At 64.3% G+C, this 19,414-nt stretch carries 16 protein-coding genes; 3 read left to right on the plus strand and 13 right to left on the minus strand.

Going from position 1 to position 19,414, the window contains the following annotated elements; translation table 11 throughout:
• Window positions 1-203 precede the first annotated feature (203 nt).
• Window positions 204-1,124: a LysR family transcriptional regulator gene (locus U5A65_RS36380; RefSeq protein ID WP_321916236.1), complete on the plus strand. Its 921-nt coding sequence runs from the start codon at window positions 204-206 to the stop codon at window positions 1,122-1,124.
• Between the two features lie 25 nt (window positions 1,125-1,149).
• Here U5A65_RS36380 and U5A65_RS36385 read toward each other — a convergent pair whose 3' ends face one another.
• From U5A65_RS36385 to ssuD, 3 genes are all read right to left on the minus strand, one after another.
• A complete protein-coding gene (locus U5A65_RS36385) occupies window positions 1,150-2,475 on the minus strand; it encodes a type II toxin-antitoxin system HipA family toxin (protein ID WP_321938625.1) in 1,326 nt (441 codons plus the stop codon).
• A gap of 2 nt (window positions 2,476-2,477) precedes the next feature.
• Entirely contained in the window at window positions 2,478-2,723 is a 246-nt protein-coding gene (locus tag U5A65_RS36390; protein ID WP_321916234.1) for a helix-turn-helix transcriptional regulator, read from the minus strand.
• A gap of 175 nt (window positions 2,724-2,898) precedes the next feature.
• Entirely contained in the window at window positions 2,899-4,017 is a 1,119-nt protein-coding gene (gene ssuD / locus U5A65_RS36395; RefSeq protein WP_321938627.1) for an FMNH2-dependent alkanesulfonate monooxygenase, read from the minus strand.
• 235 nt (window positions 4,018-4,252) lie between these two features.
• Here ssuD and U5A65_RS36400 point away from each other — a divergent pair, with 235 nt between their 5' ends.
• Together U5A65_RS36400 and U5A65_RS36405 are read left to right on the plus strand one after the other, a co-directional pair.
• The gene (locus U5A65_RS36400) at window positions 4,253-4,630 is read left to right on the plus strand and encodes a DUF427 domain-containing protein (protein ID WP_321916232.1); all 378 of its coding nucleotides are present in this window, start codon (window positions 4,253-4,255) and stop codon (window positions 4,628-4,630) included.
• Window positions 4,631-4,863: 233 nt separating this feature from the next.
• Complete coding sequence (locus U5A65_RS36405; protein ID WP_321949263.1) at window positions 4,864-6,366, plus strand: GGDEF domain-containing protein; 1,503 nt, start codon at window positions 4,864-4,866, stop codon at window positions 6,364-6,366.
• A 248-nt stretch (window positions 6,367-6,614) separates the two neighbouring features.
• Here U5A65_RS36405 and U5A65_RS36410 read toward each other — a convergent pair whose 3' ends face one another.
• From U5A65_RS36410 to U5A65_RS36455, 10 genes are all read right to left on the minus strand, one after another.
• Window positions 6,615-6,893, minus strand: coding sequence for an HU family DNA-binding protein (locus tag U5A65_RS36410; RefSeq protein ID WP_028207645.1), 279 nt, complete (start codon window positions 6,891-6,893; stop codon window positions 6,615-6,617).
• Between the two features lie 532 nt (window positions 6,894-7,425).
• Window positions 7,426-7,983 (minus strand): XRE family transcriptional regulator, encoded by a 558-nt coding sequence (locus U5A65_RS36415; RefSeq protein ID WP_321949264.1) that lies wholly within the window; start codon window positions 7,981-7,983, stop codon window positions 7,426-7,428.
• A gap of 13 nt (window positions 7,984-7,996) precedes the next feature.
• Window positions 7,997-9,292, minus strand: a complete 1,296-nt coding sequence (locus U5A65_RS36420) for an FAD-binding oxidoreductase (RefSeq protein WP_321949265.1) — start codon at window positions 9,290-9,292, stop codon at window positions 7,997-7,999.
• Window positions 9,293-9,462: 170 nt separating this feature from the next.
• Window positions 9,463-10,143: a response regulator gene (locus U5A65_RS36425; RefSeq protein ID WP_321949266.1), complete on the minus strand. Its 681-nt coding sequence runs from the start codon at window positions 10,141-10,143 to the stop codon at window positions 9,463-9,465.
• Window positions 10,136-11,596, minus strand: a complete 1,461-nt coding sequence (locus U5A65_RS36430) for an ATP-binding protein (RefSeq protein ID WP_321949267.1) — start codon at window positions 11,594-11,596, stop codon at window positions 10,136-10,138. The genes U5A65_RS36425 and U5A65_RS36430 overlap by 8 nt, the downstream gene beginning before the upstream one ends.
• A 106-nt stretch (window positions 11,597-11,702) precedes the next feature.
• Complete coding sequence (locus U5A65_RS36435) at window positions 11,703-13,181, minus strand: efflux transporter outer membrane subunit (protein ID WP_321949268.1); 1,479 nt, start codon at window positions 13,179-13,181, stop codon at window positions 11,703-11,705.
• Window positions 13,178-16,435 carry an efflux RND transporter permease subunit gene (locus tag U5A65_RS36440; RefSeq protein ID WP_415766284.1) on the minus strand — a complete coding sequence of 1,086 codons (3,258 nt, stop codon included), beginning with the start codon at window positions 16,433-16,435 and terminating at the stop codon, window positions 13,178-13,180. The genes U5A65_RS36435 and U5A65_RS36440 overlap by 4 nt, the downstream gene beginning before the upstream one ends.
• Window positions 16,436-16,452: 17 nt before the next feature.
• Entirely contained in the window at window positions 16,453-17,526 is a 1,074-nt protein-coding gene (locus U5A65_RS36445; protein ID WP_321949270.1) for an efflux RND transporter periplasmic adaptor subunit, read from the minus strand.
• A gap of 240 nt (window positions 17,527-17,766) precedes the next feature.
• On the minus strand, window positions 17,767-18,387 hold the full coding sequence (locus U5A65_RS36450; RefSeq protein WP_321949271.1) for an O-methyltransferase: 621 nt from the start codon (window positions 18,385-18,387) through the stop codon (window positions 17,767-17,769).
• 30 nt (window positions 18,388-18,417) lie between these two features.
• The gene (locus U5A65_RS36455) at window positions 18,418-19,410 is read right to left on the minus strand and encodes a zinc-binding dehydrogenase (RefSeq protein ID WP_321949272.1); all 993 of its coding nucleotides are present in this window, start codon (window positions 19,408-19,410) and stop codon (window positions 18,418-18,420) included.
• Window positions 19,411-19,414 lie beyond the last annotated feature (4 nt).

Raw genomic sequence — 19,414 nt, forward strand, 5'->3', positions numbered from 1 at the left:
GGAAGTCATGTCGGATGCTGCGTAAGTGAAGAAGGTATGGTCGTTTTATACACGCCGCGCCTGAGCAAGATCCAATACTATTTGCGTCCAATTCCATACCTTTATAATATGGAGAACCCGCAATCCCTGATAAATCGGCCGATATTGCGGTGCATCATATTTTCAGAGTATTGAAAATTGGATGCTTCTTCCGGGAACAGACCATGGATCTTCGCCAGCTTCGTTACTTCGTAGCCGTTGTCCGCGAGCGCAATTTCACGCGTGCGGCGGAACAGCTTTGCATCGCTCAACCGCCCCTGAGCCGGCAGATTCAACTGCTCGAACAGGAGATCGGCGTGCCTCTGCTGATTCGCAATACGAGGCCCGTGCGCACGACCGATGCGGGGCGTCTCGTCTACGAGCAGGCCATGCAGATCCTTGGGCGCGTCGAACAACTGCAAGCGACCGCCAAGCACGTGGGGCTGCATCACCGCACCGTGCTGTCGATCGGCTTTGTCGCCTCCGTTCTCTACTCAGGGCTGCCGCCATTGATGCGCAAGCTGCGCCAGAATGCGCCGGAACTCGACATCCAGATGGTCGAACTCATGTCGGTGCAGCAGGTCGAGGCCTTGAAGGAAGGCCGCATCGACATCGGCTTCGGACGCGTGCGCCACAGCGACCCCAACGTGGCCGGCATCATCCTGCGCGAAGAGCCGCTGGCCGTGGTGGTGCCGACCGGCAGCGAGATGGCACAGGAGTCGACGCCGATTCCCATCGAACAACTGGCCGGGCAAAAGCTGATTGTTTATCCCAAGGAGCCTCGCCCCAGTTTCGCCGACCAGGTGCTCAGCATCTTGCACGGCGACGGCGTGCAACCAGGCGAAGTGCTGGAGGTGCGGGAGATCCAGACGGCGCTCGGCCTCGTCGCGGCCGAGTTCGGCATATGCGTGATCCCGGCTTCGGCGCGGCAATTGCGCCAGGACGTGCACTACCGGCTGATAGACAGCGACCACGCGACTTCGCCGATCATCCTGAATCATCGTGTGAACGACAATTCGGTCTACGTCGATCTCGTGAAGCAACTGGTCAAGGAAATGTATGCCGAGCCACAAACGTGGCTGCCGGCGAAGAAAAAGAACGCGTGAACTGGGTGCGCCGTTTTTTGCGCCGTTATTGCGCCGCGAGCCGCTCCGCGGAAAAACGCAGGCCGTCGAACAGACGCGCGGCTACCCGCTCGGGAAAGCCTTCAGGCAACGCGCCCGCGACTTCTTCTATTGCACCGGGCGTACGCGCCAGCACGCGCTCGATCAACGGCCCGGCGTCCGGCCCGTAGTGGCACAGGCGCGCGGTAGCGTCGAAATGCGTGCGCTTCACGTCGCGCATGCGATAGTGGCGCGCCCGGCCCCACACCGCCATGGCGAGCGACGCCTTGTGCCACGACCATTGATTGCCGCCGTCGCCCTCCACGGGCCAGATCGACATGACGTCATAGAGCGGCGCGAGCTGAAAGCGCCCTGCAGGCAGCAGGCGGATGCTGAAATTCTTCGCGTGTCCGTCTGGTGCCGCGAGCATCCAGAAGACGATTTGCGCAGTGAGAAACGTTTCGAGGTCCTCCCGCGCCTGCTGCGACTGGCGCAACAGACCCGCAATCTCGCGCACGCCGGGACCGCCATGCGCTTCGTACTTGCGATGCGGCGGCACGCCGAGCGCCTGGCAGAAGTCCTCCTGCGGCAGGCGCAGCAAGCCGCCCGTGCGCGAACGCGTACGATCGAAGCGCTCGACACACAGCACCTTCTGCGCGCCGAACCTGAGGATCTGCGCCTGTGAAGCGGGCAAACCGTAGGCCCTCAGCAGTGCCAGGCAAAGCCATTCGTTTTCGACCGAGGTATTGAAATCCACCTTGCGATGGCCGATCAGCCCCAGCGGCAGCTTGAAAATGTGCGTAGTGGGCGTGGCGCCACGCGGCAGCAGCCACTTGCCGCGGTGGCGCAAGAGCGCGGTCTTCTCCTGCGCGCCCGCCAGCGAAATGCGCAGATCGTCGGCCTCCAGCGCGCCACCGGGCAGCGCACCGGCCGTTTCGAGCAGCAGGCGTTCGATGACGGCATCGCTTAACGCCGTGCCTTCAATGCGGTCGACGCGGCCCGGCATTTCGTCCTCGCCCAGCAGTTGCACCGCGCCCACGCAATCGCGCCCGATGGCCTTGAGCAGGTCGAAGGCGTCGAGCGTATCCGTGCGAAAACGCGCGGCGATGCGGCGACGGATAGGCTCGCTGTCGGGCAGGAGATTGTCGAAGTAGTACTGCACGCGCTCGCCGCGCAATGGCACATCGCCAATGCCGAATGGCAGCGAGAGCGAAAGCGGACGGCCCAGGGCCGAGCGCTTCCAGGCGTCGTCATAGCGCAGTTCGGTGTCGCCGGAGGGCGTCATGACCCACGTGCCCACACGCTCGCCGTTGGCCCAGACCGATAGCGCGCGCGAATGCGATTTGCGGCCCATCGTCACCACTCCGGCGTGCCGGCCGCCGCGTCGCGCGACTGCACGCAGAGTTCCAGCCCGTAGAGCGCGAAAAGCGCGAGCATCTGCTCGAGCGAAAGGCTGGCGGCGCCCGTGGTTTCGAGCGCGGAGAGGCGCGGCTGGCCGATGCCGAGATTCGCCGCGGCCTGCGCCTGGGTCATGCCGCGCGCCTTGCGCGCCGATTGCAGAATTTCGCCAAGCCCGCCGGGTGTCTGGACGATGATGTTCATGACGTATTCCTGTGAGGCATAAACCGATTATATGCCTGTGGGGAATATTTCGCCAATATCACTCACACGAATAAAACCGAATTATCGCTCACACGAATAATTGGCCGGTGGACCTCCGGTATGCGACCCGGTCGCCGCGCACGGCGGCCCTCACGCACGCGGCGTCCTGCGCCCGCTAGCGCGCGCGCACGTCGAACGCGCCGCCCGTCAAGGCCTGATCGCGTAACGTCACCGGTTTCTTGCCCGGCAGCAGCGGGAACACCAGTTCGGCAAAGCGGATCGACTCCTCGAGGTGCGGATAGCCGGAGAGCACGAAGCTGTCCGCGCCGGCGTCCACGTATTCCTTAAGGCGCGCCGCCACGGTTTGCGGGTCGCCCACCAGCGCCGTACCCGCGCCGCCGCGCACGAGGCCCACGCCGGCCCACAGGTTCGGGCTGATCTCGAGCTTGTCGCGGCTGCCGCCGTGCAGCTCGGCCATGCGGCGCTGCCCCACCGAATCCATGCGCGCGTAGTTTTCCTGGGCGCGGCGGATATCGTCGTCGTCAAGCTTGCTGATGAGGCGCTCAGCGGCGGCCCAAGCCTCGTCGTTGGTCTCGCGCACGATCACGTGCAGGCGCACGCCCAGCTTGAGCGTGCGCCCGTGGCGCGCCGCCCGCGCGCGGATATCGGCGAACTTCTGCGCCACGGCCTCGGGCGGTTCGCCCCACGTGAGATAGGCATCCACATGCTTTGCCGCCAGTTCGTGCGCCGCCGGCGACGAGCCGCCGAAATACAGCGGCGGATGCGGCGTCTGGACCGGCGCGTGAAAGTTCTGCGCGCCCTGCACGCGCAAATGCTTGCCCTCGAAGTTCACCGTCTCGCCGCGCAGCAGGTCGCGCCAGATCGTGAGGAATTCGTCGGCGGCTTCGTAGCGCTCGTCATGCCCGAGGAACACGCCGTCTGCCGCGAGTTCGGTGGCGTCGCCGCCCGGCACGACGTTGAGCAGCAAACGGCCGTTCAGCGCCTGGTCGAGCGTGGCCGCCTGGCGCGCCGAAGCGGTGGGACCGCCAAGCGACGTGCGCAGCGCGACGAGCAGCTTGATGCGCTGCGTGACGGGCGCAAGGCTCGCCGCTGTCACCCACGGGTCGAGGCAACTGCTGCCGGTGGGAATAAGGAGACCGTCGTAGCCGAGTTCTTCGGCGGTAACGGCAATCTGGCGCATATAGGCGTTGGTCGGCGCACGGCCGAAATCGGATTTGCCGAGGTAGCGGGTGTCGCCGGAAGTCGGCAAGAACCAGAAAATATCGAGGCTCATCAGTGATCCTGCTGCGGGTAAATAAAGGCGCGGCTGGTGACTTGAAGCGCGCAGGCTGGCGGCGCAATCGCGTGACTATCGCCGCCTGTGCGTCGAATTCAGTCGCGCCCTCATTGAAACAGCCTGCAGCGCTTTCCCCTACCAGTTAATCTGCAATTGCATATCATGTATTCGGCTAAACGCCGGCCTCTTCAACCCTTCCCCCCGTTCCACACCTTGCGCGAGGAACCCAGTCATGGACACACGGACCGTCAAGATTCCCGGGCCCGATCATCCGATCACGGTCGAACCGGCGCGCACGCGCGTGGTGGTGAAAGCAGGCGGGCGCGTAGTGGCCGACACGCGCCGCGCGCTCACGCTGCGCGAGGCGAGCTATCCGGCGGTGTTTTACATACCGCGAGAGGACGCCGACATGTCGCTGCTCTCGCGCACGGAACATAAAAGCTGGTGCCCATACAAGGGCGAGGCTTCGTACTACTCGATCACGCCAGGCGGCGCGCGAGCCGTGAACGCGATATGGACCTATGAAACACCGCATGAAGCGGTGTCGGCGATCAAGGATCACCTTGCGTTCTACCCGGATCGCGTCGATTCGATCGAAACGTCCGATTAAGCGCGCCGGCCTTGAGATGCGAAACACATTGGCGCGCGCAGCGATCCCCTCAAGTTTTCGCCCGCGCCGGCCGTTATGCATGTTGGCTTACTGGACAACGAATCGGACACAACCGACGCCGCAGCAACGTAACATCTGCAGCGCTGATGCCCACCCGGGCCCCAAGGTGTGCCAGGATTCGGTTATTCGTGCGGCGCAGCCCGCCGCGCCCTGCTCCCTTACATCCAACCGACATGCAACAAGGCACCCCGGCCACCGCGGCCAGCTTTGCCAACATGGGCGTCGATCTGCTCGACTTCTTCGACGTGACGCCCACCTCCTTGTGGCTCGAAGACTATAGCCAGTTGCGTGCGCTCTTCGATCGCTGGCGCGCGCAAGGCGTGACCAACCTGCGCAGTTTCCTCGAAGACGATCCGCGCCGCGTGGCCGAATGCTCGGCCTGCATCCGTGTGCTCAAGGTCAACCGCCATACGCTCGATCTTTACGGTGCGCGCGACTACGAAGAACTCGCCGCGCACCTGGCGCAGGTGCTGCGCGACGACATGTTCCAGGCGCACGTGGGCGAACTCGAGCAGATGTGGGACGGCCACAGCACGTTCGAGAGCAAGAGCGTGAACTACACGCTGCGCGGCCGGCGCATGGACATCCTGTTGCGCGGCGTGATCCTGCCGGGCCACGAAGCCGACTGGAGCCGCGTGCTCGTGGCCATCGAAGACGTCTCGGCGCTCGAAGAAGCCCGTCATCGTGCGGCCGCGAGCGAGCAATACGCGCTCGGCATTTTCGAGCACGCGCCGGTTTCGCTGTGGGTCGAAAACTTCTCCGCCATTCGCGAACTGCTCAATGAAGTTCGCGAACAGGGCATCATCGACTTCCGCACCTTTACCGACGTCCACCCTGAATTCGTCGAGCGCTGCATGAGCGAGATCGAGGTGCTCGATGTGAATCACTACACGCTGGGCATGTTTCGCGCACCGGACAAAGCCACGCTGCTCGCGCGCCTGCCCGAGGTGTTCCGCGACGAAATGCGCCCGCATTTCCGCGAGCAATTGCTCGATCTATGGGAAGGCCGGCTGTTCCAGCAGCGTGAAGTGGTGAACTACGCGCTCGACGGCAGCGAAGTCAACGTGCACCTGCAGTTTTCGGTGTTTCCGGGCCACGAGGCGCAATGGGACCTCGTGCTGCTCGCGCTCACCGACATCACGGCGCGCAAGAAGGCCGAGGCCTACCTCGAATTCCTCGGCAAGCACGACGTGCTCACGAAGCTCAAGAACCGCTCGTTCTACGTGGACGAACTCAATCGTTTGCATCGCAAGGGGCCGTTCCCGGTGAGCGCGATCGTCGTCGACATGGACAACCTGAAGACGGTGAACGACCAGCTTGGCCACGCGGCCGGCGACGCGTTGCTGCGCCGCGCGGGCGAAGTGCTCGCGAAAGCGATTCAGAAGCCGTATCAGGCCGCGCGCATTGGCGGCGACGAATTTGCCGTGCTGATGCCCGGCGCCGACGCGCGCGATGCGGAAACCGTGGTGGACAGCATCACTAAACTCGTGGAGTTGAACAACCAGTTTTACGGCGGACCGAAACTGAGCTTTTCAATGGGTTTTGCGAGTTGCGAGGAAGGCGAAAGCGTGGAAGCGATGCTGCGTGAAGCCGATACGGCGATGTACGAGGCCAAGCGCCGCCGCAACGAAATGAGCCGCACGTCGATGGAAGCCGACGCAGCGCGCGATGCGTGAGCTTCGACACACGAGGCGTGAGAAACGCTTCGGATACCGTAGGAGAATCGGGGAAGAAAAAGCGGCCGGCATGTGAGCATGCCGGCTTGCCGAAGGCCTTGCGCCCTCGTCTCACACACTCGGGCGAGCGGCGTGACGCCACGTGCCCAAGCGCGTGCCACCGCCCTGGCGTGATACTGCGCCGCGCACCAGCCAATGAGCCAGCGGAGCCAGCAGCGCGCGTATCCGCCATGACGGCGGACCTGGCATCACGACGCGTTGACAGCGTCCTTGAATGCCTTGCCGGCGGTGAACTTCACCGTCTTGGCAGCGGCAATCTGGATCTCCGCGCCCGTGGCCGGGTTGCGGCCCACGCGGGCGGCACGCTGGCCAGTCGAGAACGAGCCGAAGCCGACGAGTTGCACGGAGTCACCCGAGGTGACCGCGCGCGTGACGACGTCGAGAATCGCGTCGATGGCGGCGCCCGTGGCTGCCTTGGTCTCGCCCGTGCTAGCGGCGACTGCGTCAATGAGTTCCTGTTTGTTCATCTGCTACCTGTGTTGAGTTGAGAAAACCTGCATACCCTACCTCACGCGGGCAAAACAGGCAAATCGCGTTGCATATGGAAACGCCTCGATCGCCCGCCCGGCACGTGTTTTGCGGTTGCCGCGCATGAGGGCGAAAGCCGAATCAATAGCACAACGCGGAGTCACTGTGTAGACAAAATTACGTTAAAAATTGGCAAAAATGCACAAAAACGACATTACGGCGGTTTTAAGCGGGTTTATACAGGAACGATTCGTGCAGATGGCCGCTGGCGGATAACGAAAATCAGCGATATTTCCGATTTTGACCAGGTCAGAAAAAAATGCCTCGCCGGAGCAGCCGCCGGTCATACTTCCCCTGCGGGAACGCCGCCAGCAAGGTTCCGGGCACCCGGCCGAATCGCATCCTGTCTTTCAATTGCGCAACGTCAGGCAGCATAAACGCCTTTCGCCCGGCGTGTCGTCAACGCGTAACTTTACGGCATAATCAATCGATATATTGCTCAGTCATGCTGATTATCTATCGAGTCGCCGCTCAGGTGAAAACCCATAGCACGCGCGCGGGCGCATCGGCGAGATTGGCATAACGGAAACGGCAGCGCGCCGGTAGCTGAAAGCTGTCGTTGGCCCGCAACGTCACGGGGTCTTCGTTGTCCTCCAGCCAGATCGTCAGCTCGCCTTCGAGCACGAAGCCGCCCTGCTCGTCGCTGTCGTCCACGGGGCGCTCGCCGCTTGTCGCGCCGGGGTCGAGCCGGCTCTCCAGCATCGAGAAACCCGACGACATGCTGGGCGAAACAAGCACGTCCGTAATGCCGCCGCCATAGTAGAGCGTGCGCCGCTCGCCTGGCCTCGTGACCCACGGCAACTCGCGCGGCATGCTCACGTTGTAGAAGTACGTAGTAGGCGTTTGCAGCGCCTCGCCGATAGCGGTGAGATCCGCCACCGTGGGCCGCGAGAGACCGCGTTCGACCTGCGAAAGAAAGCCCACCGAACGGCCGATTTTTCGTGCGAGATCGGTGAGCGTCACCTTCTTGTGTTTGCGCAGATCGCGAATGAGGATCGCGAGGCCTTCTATTTCGTCCTGCCGGTCCATGCGTTTCTCTCTGTCACACGACGTCGCGCAGGCGGTACCACAACTTGCCGAGCGCTTCGAGCGGCGCGGCGAAGCGCTCGCCGCCCGGAAAACGCGGATTATGAATGCGCTCATAGAGCGAAAGCAAGCGCGGCTCGCCGAGGATGGCGTCGGCAACGGCGCGCGCCGCCGCGAGCGTCGGCAGGATGCCGTGCCCGGAAAAGCCCTGCAGCCAGTAGCGATTGCGTGCGTGACCAACGTCGGGCGTGCGGCGAATGCTGATGTCGATATGACCACCCCACGCGTAGTCGAATTCGACGCCGCGCAACTGCGGGAACGCGCGCTCGAGGCTCGGGCGGATCGCCGCGCCAATGTCCTTCGGGATGCCGCCAAGGTAGGTGCACGCACCGCCAAAAAGCAGGCGATGGTCCGGGCTCAGCCGAAAGTAGTCCGGCACGAACTGATTGTCGATCACGCAACTGTTGCGCGGTAGCAGCAAGCGAGCAAGCTCAGGATCGAGCCTGCGCGTGGCGACCTGCCAGGTGCCCACGGGCAGCACGCGCCCCGCGAGATCGCTATCGAGCCGGTCGATGTAGGCGTTGCAGGCGAGCACCAGCGTGCCGGCGCGCACCGTGCCTTCCCGTGTGGTCGCCACATAGCCGCTCGGCGTTTCGCGATACGCGAGCACACGGCTTTGCTCGAAGATGGCGCCGCCCGCGCGCTCGATGGCGTCCGCGAGGCCAAGCGCAAGCTTGAGCGGATCGAGATGCCCCGCCTCGGGATCGTAGAGCGCCGCGCGATAACGGCGGCTGCCGATCCACTCCGGCATCTCCGCTTCAGGTATGAACCGCAGGCGCTCGTAGCCCCACTTTTGCGCGGCCTCGTCGCGCGCGGCTTCCAGCATCGCGACACGCGAGCGCCGGACTGCCGCCCACAGGCTGCCTGGCCGGTAGTCGATGTCGAAGCCGTGCCGCGCGGGCAACTCGCGCACTTCGGCGGCGGCCCAGCGCATGCTCTCCCACAACTCTCGCGCGCCCGCCAAGCCCAGCGCCTGTTCGAACGGGGGCATGTCGCATGACCAGCCGAGCAGCGCCTGACCGCCGTTGCGCCCCGAGGCGGCCCACGCCACACGGCTCGCCTCGACGAGCGCCACGCGCCGCCCGGCCAGCGCCAGACGCAACGCCGTGTGCAGCCCGCTGAAGCCCGCGCCGATGATCAGGACGTCCGCACTGTAGTCGCCCGCCAGCGCGGGGCGCTCGGGCAGCGCGCCGCTTTCGGCGTAGTGACGTGCGTAATAGCTTTCGATATGGCGGGTCGATTCGGCGAACATGGGGCGCGTACGTGAAATTTATCATGCTGAATTTCATGAAAAATTATCATGGCAATTTCATGCACGCAACCTGGGTGTAGTGCGCACTGCGGTAGTCGCCCGGGTCCGGAGAAAGTCCGGCGAACTTCGGCTGCGCTCCCTTCCGCACGATTGACCGGTGCGGGCGCACCCTACAATGCCAGGCGAAAACCCGCGCCGTACACGGACTGGATCACGTCTTCGCCAGGCGCAACCGCCTCGAACTTGCGGCGGATCTTCTTGACGTGGCTGTCGATCGTCCGATCCTCTACGATGCGGCCGTCCGGATAAAGCCGGTCCATCAGCACGTCGCGCGAAAACACCCGGCCTGGCCGCCCCGCGAGCGTCTTGAGCAGCCGGAATTCGATCGGCGTGAATTCGATCGCCACGCCGCGAAACGTCGCCTGAAAACGTTCTTCGTCGAGCGTGAGCGGCACGCTCTCGGGAAAGCGTTCGAAGCGCGCGCGGCGCAGGATCGCCTTCACGCGCGCGACCAGTTCGAGCAAGCTGAAGGGCTTGCAGATATAGTCGTCCGCGCCGAGTTCGAGGCCGATCAAACGATCGACCTCTTCGACCTGCGCCGTCACCATGATGATCGGCACGTCACTATAGGTCCGCAAATCACGGCAGATATCGCGCCCGTCGCGGCCGGGCAGCATCAGGTCCAGCACGATCAGACCCGGCATCTGCCGCGCCACTTCGTTCGCCACCGCGCGCCCGTCGCTCACGCAACGCGTCGTGAAGCCGGCCGCCTGCAAAAAATCCGCCATCACACTCGCGAGCTTCGGCTCATCTTCGACGATGAGAATGTCGATTGGCGTTTCGTTACTCATGATCAAGTCGGTTCCTGATGCTGTCCTTCAGGCGCGGTAATTCGATGGCAATGCGCAAGCCGCCCAGCGGCGCGTGCGCGGCTTCGATACGGCCGTTGTGCGCCTCGACAATGCCGCGGCAGATCGGCAGGCCGAGACCCGCGCCGCCGGTCGCGCGGCTACGCGACGCCTCGACGCGATAGAAACGCTCGAAGAGCGACGGCAGCGTCGCATCGGGTACGCCCGCGCCGCTGTCGTCGAAATCGATACGCACCGTGTGTGCATCTTCGCGGGCTGTCACGTAGACGAAGGCGCCCACATCGACATAGCGCACCGCGTTTTCGAGAATATTGGTGAAGACCTGCTGCAGCCGCCGCTCGTCGCCGCGCACCCACAACGGCGCATCCGGCAGATCGGTGCGCAGGAGGAGACCCGCATCGTCGAGCCGCCGTGCGCTACGGCGCAACACCGATCTCAGCGTTTCGCACACGTCGATCCGCTCGTGGTGATAGCGCAGCGCGCCGACATCGGCGAGCGAAAGATCGTAGAGGTCGTCCACGAGGCGGCTCAGGCGCTTGACCTCTCCGCCGAGTGATCGCACGGCCTCCACGCTCACGGGCCGCACGCCCACTTCGATCGCTTCGATCTCGCCGCTCATTACCGCGAGCGGCGTACGCAGTTCGTGCGAGATATCGGCGACCAGCGCGGAGCGCATGCGCTCGGTGCTTTCCAGCGTTTGCGCAAGATGATTGAAATCGTGTTCGAGCTGACCGATGTCGCCACTGGAGACTGTCGGTACGCGCGCGCTCAGATCGCCGCCCGCAAGCGTGTGCGTCGCGTTCGCGATGCGGCGCAGCGGCGACGCGAGTGCGCGCGCCATCCACAAGGTCGTGAGCACCGCCAGCAGCGTGGCCACAATCGTGATGATCCAGCTCGACTCGCGCTGCGTCTTCTGGAAGCGCAGGTCGCCCGCTTCCGTGGCGCGCTCGAACGGCACCATCAGCAGCCAGCCAACGGTCTTGCCATTGACGACGATGGGACGGCGCGGCGAAGCCGCCGCGAAGGCCGGATTGCCGAACACATACGCGCCGTTCGCATCGAGCAGGGTAAAACGCGTGTTGGTGCCGATCAGCGACGACACCGGAAGGCGCGGCAGTGGCGCGCGACTCGAAACCGGATACGATGCCGGCGCATACGGCCGCATGATCTCGTGCCAGAGGCTGCGATTCTGCAGCAGAAAATCCCAGCTGCCGTGGTCGCGATACGCCGCGGCCAGCGGTCCGACACTCGACTCGAGCCGCTTGATTTCCTGCTGTTCGAGATAGCCGAGGAAGCCGCGCTCGAAGCTCAGCCGCGCGCCCACCGTCATCGCGCCGATCACGAGCACGTTGACGACGAGCATGGCGGCAAACAGCTTGCCGGTGAGGCTCGCCCGGCGAATCGCGCGCATCACGCGTGTCAGTGCTTGCGGCATGACATCGACTCCTGGCGCATGACCTTGCTACCCCACCGTTCTTTCTGGAAACGTCCGGACATCATATCTACCTCGGCAGACGCCACTCAGTGCGTCTTCATGCTCCTTAGTGCTGGCCCGCAGCGGCCGTCGCGTCACCGGAATCCGCGGGATCGAGACCACCGCCCAACGCCGCGTAAAGCGTGATGAGACTGGTTTGCGCCGAAAGCTGCGTGGCAACCAGCGATTGCTGCGCAGAATACAGCAAGCGCTGTTGCGTCAGCGCGTCGATCAGGCTGTCGCCGCCCTGCTGGTAAAGCGCCATCGTCAGGTCGTAGGCGTGCTGATCGGCCTTCACTGTGCGCGTCTGGGCGTCGAGCTGTTCGTCGATGGTCTCGCGCGTGGCCAGCGCGTTCGCCACTTCCTCGAAGGCGGTTTGAATCGTCTTCTCGTAGGTCGCGATATCGATTTTCACGGTCACCTTGGCGGCGTCGAGCGTGGCGCGATTCTCGCCGGCATTGAAGATTGGAATGACCGCCGAAGGCTCGAACGACCAGCTGCGATTGCCGCCCGTGAAAAGCTGCGCCAGCGCGGGACTTTCGAAACCCAGCGCGGCAGTCAGGCTGATGGTCGGGAAAAAGTTCGCGCGCGCGGCGCCAATGTCGGCGTTATCGGCCTTCAACGTGTGTTCGGCAGCCAGCACGTCGGGGCGACGTTGCAGCACGGACGATGGGATGCCCGCGGGAATTGTCGTGATGCTGGAGACCGGATCGACCTGCGCATCCGGCAGATCGGCGTCCGGCACACGTGCGCCCACGACGAGTTCGAGCGCGTTGCGCGCCTGTGCCGCCGTGGTCTGCGCCTGCGCGACTGAGTTGCGCGCGGATTGCAGACTTGCCTGCGCCTGCTCGACGTCGAGCGCGCTCGCCGCACCGAGTGCATGCTCGCGATCCACCAGATCGAACGTGCGCTGCTGGCTCGTCAAGGTTTCCTGTGCGATCACCAGCAGGCGTTTGTCCGAGGCCAGCGTCAGCCAGTCGCTCGCCACATCCGAAACCAGGCTGATCTGCGTGCTGCGGCGTGTTTCGATCGACGAGAGGTAGGTCTCCAACGCTGCCTTGCTCAGATTGCGCACGCGTCCGAACAGATCGAGTTCGTACGAGGTAAAGCCCAGACTCGCGCTGTAGATGTGCGAGGTCTTGCCCGTCGCGCCGCTCGTCGTGGCCGACTCGCCGGATTGCGCCCGGCTCACGGAGGTGGGCGTGCGGCCAGCGTCTTCGGAGCCGCCAAGGTCGATTTCCGGAAACAGCGAAGCCCGCTCGATCCGGTACTCCGCGCGCTCCTTTTCGATGTCGAGAATTGCGATACGCAGGTCGCGGTTGTTCGTCAGCGCGAGCGCGATCGTGCGTTGCAGGCGCGGATTGACGAAGAACGTACGCCAGCCGATATCGGCAGCGGCCGTGCCGGACGCTGGCGCAGAGGCTGCCTCCGGCCACGCCGCCGCGACCGGCGCGGCGGGCCGCTGATACGAGGGCGACAGGTCGATACACGCGCTCAGCGCCGCGGCGGCCGCGCCGGCCAGCATCCAGTGGACTGCGCGCTTCATGCCTCACCTCCGTTCACCGACAACGCATATGCCTCGCTCTCTGCGGTTTCCTGCGCAGCGTGCTCCGGGACGCCCGCCTGAGCTTGCGCGCCCGTCGAACCCGAATCGCCTTCGGGCGCACCGGCCCCGCCACGACCACCCGGACCACCGCGGCCGCCTGGCGAGCCGCCCTTGCCGCTCAGCTTGCGCACCATGAAATACGACAGCGGCGTGAAGAAAATGGCGAGTACCGTGCCAACCAGTGTCCCGCCGAACACACCCGTGCCGATCGACTGGCGCGCGGCCGCGCCCGCACCGGTCGCCACGACCAGCGGCGCGACGCCGAGCAGAAACGCCAGCGAGGTCATGATGATCGGCCGAATCCGCAATGCGACCGCCTGCTCGACGGCCTTGAGCGTGCTGGCGCCCTGCTTTTCGAGCATCGTGGCGAATTCAACGATCAGAATCGCGTTTTTCGACGACAGGCCCACCGTCACGAGCAGCCCCACCTGGAAGTAAACATCGTTGGACAGACCGCGCAGCGTCGTGCCGAGCGCCGCGCCAAACACCCCGAGCGGCACGATCAGCAGCACGGCCAGCGGCACCGACCAGCTTTCATAGAGCGCTGCGAGACACAGGAATACGAACAGCACGGAAACCGCGTAAAGATACGGCGCCTGCCCGCCTGACAACTGCTCCTGATACGACAGCCCCGTCCACGCGAACGAGATACCCTTGGGCAGTTTGGCCACGAGATCCGCCATGGTTTTCATCGCCTGACCGGAACTCACGCCGGGCGCCGGATCGCCGACAATCTCGAACGACGATTCGGCGTTGTAGCGGTCGAGTTCGGGCGGCCCGAAGGTCCAGTGCGAAGTCGCGAACGCGGAGAACGGCACCATCGTGCCCGACGCATTGCGCACGTACCATTGTTCCAGCGACTCCGGCGTCATGCGAAAAGGCGCGTCGCCCTGCACGTAGACCTTCTTGATGCGCTGGTTATCGAGGAATTCGTCGACATATTCGCCACCCAGCGCGTCTTCGATCGTCGTGTTGACGTCGCTGAGCGTGAGTCCCATTGCGCTCGCCTTGTGGTCGTCGATGTCGAGCGACAGTTGCGGCGTGTCGGCCAGACCGTTGAAGCGCACCTGACGCACAACGCCGCTTTGATTCGCCATCCTGATGAGCTTGTCGCGCGCGGCGGCCAGCGCCGTGTGACCAAGACCGCCTTCATCGACGAGCTGCATATCGAAGCCCGAACTGATACCCAGCCCGCGCACCGTCGGCGGTTGCAGCACGAACACCTTGGCGTCGCGAATCTGCTGCGACAGATCGCGCGAAGCCTTGGCGACGAAGCCCTGCGCCGTGTCGTTGACCGCTGTGCGCTGGCTCCAGTCCTTGAGCTTCACCCACATCATGCCGACGTTCTGGCCGTTACTGCCGACCGCGTAACCGGCGACGTTGAACACCTCGGACACGGCCGGCTGTTTGAGCAGATAGTCTTCGACTTTCGCCATCGTCGCTTCAGTGCGCTCGCGCGTTGCGCCAACGGGCGCGGTCACCGTCACCATCAGCACGCCTTGATCCTCGGTCGGCAGAAACGACGTCGGCAACCGCACGAACAGCAGCCCAGCGCCCACAACGAGCAACGCGTAGACGATAATCGCGGGCTTGCGATGGTGGAGCATCTTGTCGACGGCGCGGCGGTACTTGCTCGTCGAGGCGTCGAAGCCGCGATTGAAGCTGCTGAAGAACCGGCCCTTGGGCTTCTCGTGCCCGTCTTTCAGAATCGTTGCGCACAGCGCGGGCGTGAACGTCAACGCCACCACCACGGAAAGCGCCATCGCCGAAACCACGGACACCGAAAACTGACGATAAATGATGCCGGTCGAGCCGCCGAAGAACGCCATCGGCAACAGCACGGCGGAGAGCACCATCGCAATGGCGACCAGCGCGCTGCTGATTTCCGTCATCGACTTCTTCGTCGCGTCGCGCGGCGAGAGGTGCTCTTCTGTCATGAGGCGCTCGACGTTCTCGACCACGACGATCGCGTCGTCCACCAGCAGGCCGATCGCGAGCACCACGCCGAACATCGTCAGCATGTTGATCGAATAACCCAGCACGTCCAGGATGCCGAAGGTGCCGAGCAGCACGACCGGCACCGCAATGGCCGGAATCAGCGTGGTGCGCAGGTTCTGCAGGAACAGGAACATGATCGCGACCACGAGCACGATGGCCTCGGCGAGCGTCTTCACCACTTCCTCGATGGAGGTCTTGATGAACGGCACCATCTCGTAGGGATATTCGACCTTCAGCCCCGCCGGAAAGCTTGCTGCGCGCTTGCTCAGGAAGGCGTGCACTTCCTTGTCGACCTGCACTTCGTTCGCACCCGGCGCGAGTTGCAGACCCAGACCCGAAGCAGGCTTGTTGTTGAAGTTGGTTTCCACCGTGTAGGCCTGCGGGCCGAGCGAGACGCGCGCGACGTCGCCAAGCAGCACCTGCGAGCCATTGGTCCCGGTCTTGAGCACGATGTCCCGGAACTGCTGTGCGGTCGTCAGGCGGCTGCGCGCCGTGATCGTCGCGTCGAGTTCCTGGCCCTTGACCGCCGGCGTATTGCCGACTTCGCCCGCCGCCACGTCGGTGTTCTGCGCGTCGATCGCCGTGACGACGTCGGAGGGCATCAGCGCGTACTTTTGCAGCTTGTTCGGATCGAGCCAGATCCGCATCGCGTATTCGTACCCGAACTGCTGCGCCTGGCCGACGCCCGGCAGGCGCTCGATCTGCTCTTCGAGGTTGCTGTACAGGTAGTCGGCAATGGCCGCCTTGCTCATCTTGCCGTCCTCGGACACGAGGTTGAAGACGAGGAAGGTATCGGGCGACGCCTTGCGCACCGTCACGCCGCTTTCCTGCACCTCTTCCGGCAGCAGCGCATTGGCCGATTGGAGCTGGTCCTGCACCTGCACCTGCGCGGTGTCCGGATTCGTGCCCGCCGAGAACGTCAGCTTGATCGAGATATTGCCCTCGGAGTTCGCTGACGAGGACATGTACATCAGATTGTCGAGCCCGACCATCTGCTGTTCGATGACCTGCACGACCGCGTCCTGATTGGTCTGCGCAGACGCGCCGTTATAGGTCGCGGTGATCTGGATGGTCGGCGGGGCGATGTCCGGATACTGGTCGAGCGGCAATTGCGTGATCGCAAACGCGCCGGCCAACGACACCAGAATCGCGAGCACCCACGCAAAAACCGGCCGATCGATAAAGAAATGAGCGATACGCATGCTTTCGCTCCTCAGTTCGCCACGGGCGTGGACGCCGCGTCGGCCGCGGCTTCCTGACTGGATTCGGATGCCTCAACCGCCTTCACCGTATCGCCGACGCTCACGAACTGCGACCCGGCGACGACGATGCGCTCGCCCGCCGCGAGGCCGCCCGTCACGACCCACTCGTTGTTGTTCGCCGTGCCCGCGAGCATCAGCGTACGCTGCTCGATCCTGTTCTCGCCGTCGACGATCAGCGCCGTCGCGTTGCCGCGCTGATCGTGGGCCACCGCCTGTTGCGGCACGAGGATTGCGTTTTCGTTGATGCCCTGATCGATGACGGCGTGCAGATATTCGCCCGGCAACAGCAGCTTTTCCGGATTCGGCACGATCACGCGCAACGTCACGGTGCCCGTGGTTTCATCGACGCCCACGCCCGCGAATTGCAGCGTGCCTTCGTGTGCGTAGGCGGTGCCGTCCTCCAGCGTGATCCTGACTTTGGCGTTGCCGTTCGCGTCGGTCTTGTAGGCGCCGCTCGCGAGCTTTTTGCGCAGCGCGAGCACGTCCGTACTGGACTCGGTGACGTCGAGATACATCGGGTCGTAGGCGTAGATGGTCGCCAGCGCCGTGGTCTGGTCCGCCGTCACCAGCGCGCCGGGCGTATAGGTCGACGCGCTGATCGTGCCCGTCACGGGCGCCGTCACGCGCGTGTAGTTGAGATTGATGCGCGCGCTTTCCAGCGCGGCCTTGTCCTCGTCGATCGTCGCCTCGTCCTGCTTGAGCGTCGCTTCCGCGTCTTCGAGCGTTTCCTTGCTGATCGCGTCGATGGCGGCCAGAGAGCGGTCGCGCTCGGCGATCGGCCGAGCCGACAGCAGTGCCGCCTGCGCTTTTTCGAGGTTGGCCTTGTCGGCGTCGTAGGTCGCCTGATACGGCGCGGGATCGATCTGATAGAGCACCTGGCCTTCGTGCACCACGCTGCCTTCGGTGAACAGACGCTTCTGGATCACGCCGGTCACTTGAGGCGTGACCGGCGAGGTCAGGAACGACGTCGCACGCCCTGGCAGCGACGCAGACTGCGCAAAAGGCACGGTTTTGACCGTTTCCACGGACACCGTCTGAACTTTTTTCTGAGCGCTCTTTTGCTCGTGCGAACACGCCGCCAACGCACAAGCCAGAAACAGAACGCTGGTCCAACGAGGCACGGAAAGCAGGATTTGCATAGGAAAGGCCTTAATACCGAGAGCGCGGTCCACGCCCGATTGCGGCATTATGCAAATCAAATTCGCAAGAAATTAGGAACGGCGGAGAACGGGTCCGATCGCTACATCGAGGCATGCCGGCTATCGTCAGAAGCCGGCTTCGTAGCGGCTGACCTCCATGCCGGTGCCCACAGGCAGCAGCACGCTGCGCATGCCGGGCTTCGCGCGAATTGCCTGCCCGTAGGCGCGCACGTCCTCGGACCCGGGGCGCAGCATGTTGTCCGCGACGACGATCGCGCCGGGATTGAGCTTCGGATAGAACGCTTCGAGGCAAGGCACGTAGAGATCCTTCCACAGGTCCACGAACACGAAGTCGACCTTACCCGCAAGCTCGCCGATCAGCTGCACGGCGTCGCCGATCCGGAAGTCGATCCAGTCCGCGAGCCCCGCTTTCGCCGCCATGTCCTGGGCGTAGTGCGACTTGTAGTCGTGCAGCTCCATCGTGATGAGCCGGCCACCGCTGGCGCGCGCCGCTTCGGCCAGCCAGATGCCGGAATACCCGAACGAGGTGCCGAGTTCGAGGATGACGGGTTCAGCAAGACTCTTCGCGAGAATGTTGAGCAGTTGCCCGGCTTCCGGCGAAACGGCCCGCATGCGCTGGTCGTGACCACCGTCGCGCCCGCCGGGCGCTTCGACTCGCGGCTGGCTGCGCTCTTGCTGCATACGGGCGTGGTACAGCGCCAGAACTTCTGTGACTCGAACATCCATCGAATTCTCCTTGCGGTCGAGTGATGGCGACTACGACACGCGGATCACCGGTTTACCGGAGAAATTCCGGTTCCTCAGCGTATCGAGCAGTTGGGCCAGCTCGTCGAACTTGTGCACGACGCGCCCCTGTGGCTGCATGCGTCCCTCGGACACTTCACCCAGCATCCGTTCGCCCGCGCGCCGTAACTGCAACCATGCACCGTCGTCGCCATGCACGTGCAGCGCACCCAACGCCACTTCGTGCATCGACAACGTCAAACCGAATGGCTCGCACGGCCATTGCGGCACGCGGTCCTGGATGCAGACCAGATGACCGTTGGCCCGCAGCGCGGCCGCCATACGCGTGGCGTGATCGCCGCTGACCGTGTCGAGGACTGCGAAATAACGCCGCCCCCCCGTCCATGCTTCGCCGTCGGGGAGCGGCCCGTCGACGCAATCTTTCGCCCCGAGCGCAAGCAGACGGTCCCGATGCCGAGCATTGGCCATGGCGGTCACGGCAAAGCCACGCGCGGCGGCGAGTTGAATCACGTACTGTCCGACCGCGCCGCCTGCACCGCTCACGAGCAGCGGCTGCCCGGGCTTCACCGGCACCTTGTCGATCGCGAGCCAGGCGGTCAGCGCCGGACAGGGGAAGCTCGCTGCCGTTTCGAAGTCGAGCGCATGGGGGAGACACAGTAGCGCTCGCGCGTCCACCAGCGTGTGCTCCGCGAAGCTGCCGTCGCGATGCAGACTCGTGTGATAGGCCACGCGTTGGCCGAGTCGGTCAGCGCTGACGCCCTCGCCGAGCGCCACCACTTCGCCAGCGCCATCGACGCCCGGCACGTGGCCTGCCTGCCAGTTCACGAGCGCGCCGCCCAGCACTTTCCAGTCGACCGGATTCAGCCCGATCGCAGCATTACGCACGAGGACCTGGCCCGCCGCAGGAACCGGCACAGGAACCCGCGCCAGTTTCAGGCCCAGCGGCTCCGGGCTGGTGTGCCAGGTCCACGCCCGGTGCTCCGCGCGTTGCGTCGCGCCATGCATGCCC

Source organism: Paraburkholderia sp. J10-1, assembly GCF_905220165.1.
Lineage (GTDB): Bacteria > Pseudomonadota > Gammaproteobacteria > Burkholderiales > Burkholderiaceae > Paraburkholderia.

Bases quoted from the DNA above. Each gene is read 5' to 3' on its own strand.
- U5A65_RS36380 (WP_321916236.1), top strand. From the start codon at position 204: ATGGATCTTCGCCAGCTTCGTTACTTCGTAGCCGTTGTCCGCGAGCGC.
- U5A65_RS36385 (WP_321938625.1), bottom strand. From the start codon at position 2,475: ATGGGCCGCAAATCGCATTCGCGCGCGCTATCGGTCTGGGCCAACGGC.
- U5A65_RS36390 (WP_321916234.1), bottom strand. From the start codon at position 2,723: ATGAACATCATCGTCCAGACACCCGGCGGGCTTGGCGAAATTCTGCAA.
- ssuD (WP_321938627.1), bottom strand. From the start codon at position 4,017: ATGAGCCTCGATATTTTCTGGTTCTTGCCGACTTCCGGCGACACCCGC.
- U5A65_RS36400 (WP_321916232.1), top strand. From the start codon at position 4,253: ATGGACACACGGACCGTCAAGATTCCCGGGCCCGATCATCCGATCACG.
- U5A65_RS36405 (WP_321949263.1), top strand. From the start codon at position 4,864: ATGCAACAAGGCACCCCGGCCACCGCGGCCAGCTTTGCCAACATGGGC.
- U5A65_RS36410 (WP_028207645.1), bottom strand. From the start codon at position 6,893: ATGAACAAACAGGAACTCATTGACGCAGTCGCCGCTAGCACGGGCGAG.
- U5A65_RS36415 (WP_321949264.1), bottom strand. From the start codon at position 7,983: ATGGACCGGCAGGACGAAATAGAAGGCCTCGCGATCCTCATTCGCGAT.
- U5A65_RS36420 (WP_321949265.1), bottom strand. From the start codon at position 9,292: ATGTTCGCCGAATCGACCCGCCATATCGAAAGCTATTACGCACGTCAC.
- U5A65_RS36425 (WP_321949266.1), bottom strand. From the start codon at position 10,143: ATGAGTAACGAAACGCCAATCGACATTCTCATCGTCGAAGATGAGCCG.
- U5A65_RS36430 (WP_321949267.1), bottom strand. From the start codon at position 11,596: ATGCCGCAAGCACTGACACGCGTGATGCGCGCGATTCGCCGGGCGAGC.
- U5A65_RS36435 (WP_321949268.1), bottom strand. From the start codon at position 13,181: ATGAAGCGCGCAGTCCACTGGATGCTGGCCGGCGCGGCCGCCGCGGCG.
- U5A65_RS36450 (WP_321949271.1), bottom strand. From the start codon at position 18,387: ATGGATGTTCGAGTCACAGAAGTTCTGGCGCTGTACCACGCCCGTATG.
- U5A65_RS36455 (WP_321949272.1), bottom strand. From the start codon at position 19,410: ATGCATGGCGCGACGCAACGCGCGGAGCACCGGGCGTGGACCTGGCAC.